The sequence below is a fragment of the Deinococcus malanensis genome, from assembly GCF_014647655.1.
Classification (GTDB): Bacteria; Deinococcota; Deinococci; order Deinococcales; family Deinococcaceae; genus Deinococcus; species Deinococcus malanensis.
Genome location: NZ_BMPP01000030.1, coordinates 14505 through 15867, shown reverse-complemented (window position 1 = coordinate 15867; position 1363 = coordinate 14505). Strand labels below are relative to the sequence as shown.

The 1363-nt window shown below is 69.3% G+C and carries 2 protein-coding genes; both read right to left on the bottom strand.

What is annotated here, in order from left to right; translation table 11 throughout:
- Positions 1-68: 68 nt before the first annotated feature.
- Positions 69-959 (bottom strand): GNAT family N-acetyltransferase, encoded by an 891-nt coding sequence (locus tag IEY49_RS19785; RefSeq protein ID WP_189011923.1) that lies wholly within the window; start codon positions 957-959, stop codon positions 69-71.
- Positions 956-1363, bottom strand: a 408-nt coding sequence (locus tag IEY49_RS21305) for a GNAT family N-acetyltransferase (protein WP_229780937.1), incomplete at its 5' end; no start/stop codon positions are given. The genes IEY49_RS19785 and IEY49_RS21305, both read right to left, overlap by 4 nt.

Here is a 1363-nt window from a genome sequence, read left to right as displayed (position 1 = left end):
GGCCGGGCTGCGCCTCTGGAACCCCTGCTCGCTAAACTGCGGCAGCCGGGGCAACCGTCCCAGGATTCTCAGTCGGCGGGTTCCGCCGCCGTGTAGAACGGCACCTCGAACACGGGTCGGAAGCCCAGGCGCTCCAGGTTGCGGCGACTGGGATTGTCCTGCCCGGCCTCCACGTCCACCAGGAAGTGCTCACATCCCTGGGCGAGGCCCTCCTGGAGGCGCCGCAGAATCAGTGCGCTCTGTCCACCCTGGCCCTGATTTTCCGGCCGGGTGGCGGCCGTGTGCAGCAGGGCGGCGCTCCCACCCACCGTGAGGAAGCCAGCGCTGCTCACCCCAGTCTCCCCAGGCACGAAGTAGCCCATCCAGCCCAGGTCAGAGAGGCCGAGTCGCGCCAGTTCCGTCATCTCACTCGGCAGGCCGAACTGTCCCGTGATGAACATCGCGACGTCTAGCACGTTGTATGGCCCCACCATCTTCACCTCCGGGAGGGCGCGTGTGAAGGAGGCCAGCGCCTGACGGGCCGCGGAGGCCGGGGCGTACAGGGTCACCTCCCGGAACACCTCGCGCAGACCGCGCGCCTCCAGCATGATCCTCAGGTCCATCGGACGGGTGCGGGGGTCGAGAGGCAGCCCCCAGGCAGGCGGTCTCGACTGTTCCACCGCTCCCAGCAGCGCGTCCAGATCCGCCTCGGTGACTGGGGACGTGACGCCAAAGCCTTGGACGAGGTTGAACGCGGGATGAGGGAGTGACCGCACCAGGGCCAGCACTCCCGCCCCGAAGTCCACCTGTTCGATCCCCAGGCGCGTCCGCGCGTCGGGCGGCAGGGAAGCGTACCCGTCCACGAACTGAGCGTAGAGGTCAGCGCGCATCGCGGCGAGCACCTCCTGAGGCAGTGCTTCGGACCACTCCACCTGCATGTCCCGGGCTCGCCAGGCTTCACCCCCGGAGAGCCCGGTCATGCCGGGCCTCCCAGGTGGATGGGCGCGGAAAACTGCACTTCCCAGCCCAGGCGTGAGTACACCGGAAACCCCTGTTCGGTCGCCCCCAGCATCGCCGAGGCATACCCTGCCTCCCGCGCCGCTAGGAGCGGCCCGGTGGTCATGGCCGCCCCGATCCCGCGCCCACGCGCCCGTTCCAGGATGCTCACACACCACACGCCCGCAATCTCCTCGCCGTGAATGTTCAGGGCGGTGCCCACCGGCTCGCCATGCAGCAGGCCCAGATACAGGTGGGCGCGCGAGTTAGGGTCGAGCACCGGACCCCGGGCCAGCGCGGTCAGCTTCTGCGCCGTTTCCTGGTTGAAGTGAAACCCCTCGGCGGCCACGCTCACCCAGGCGCGCAAGTCCTCCTCGGTCGTCACCCG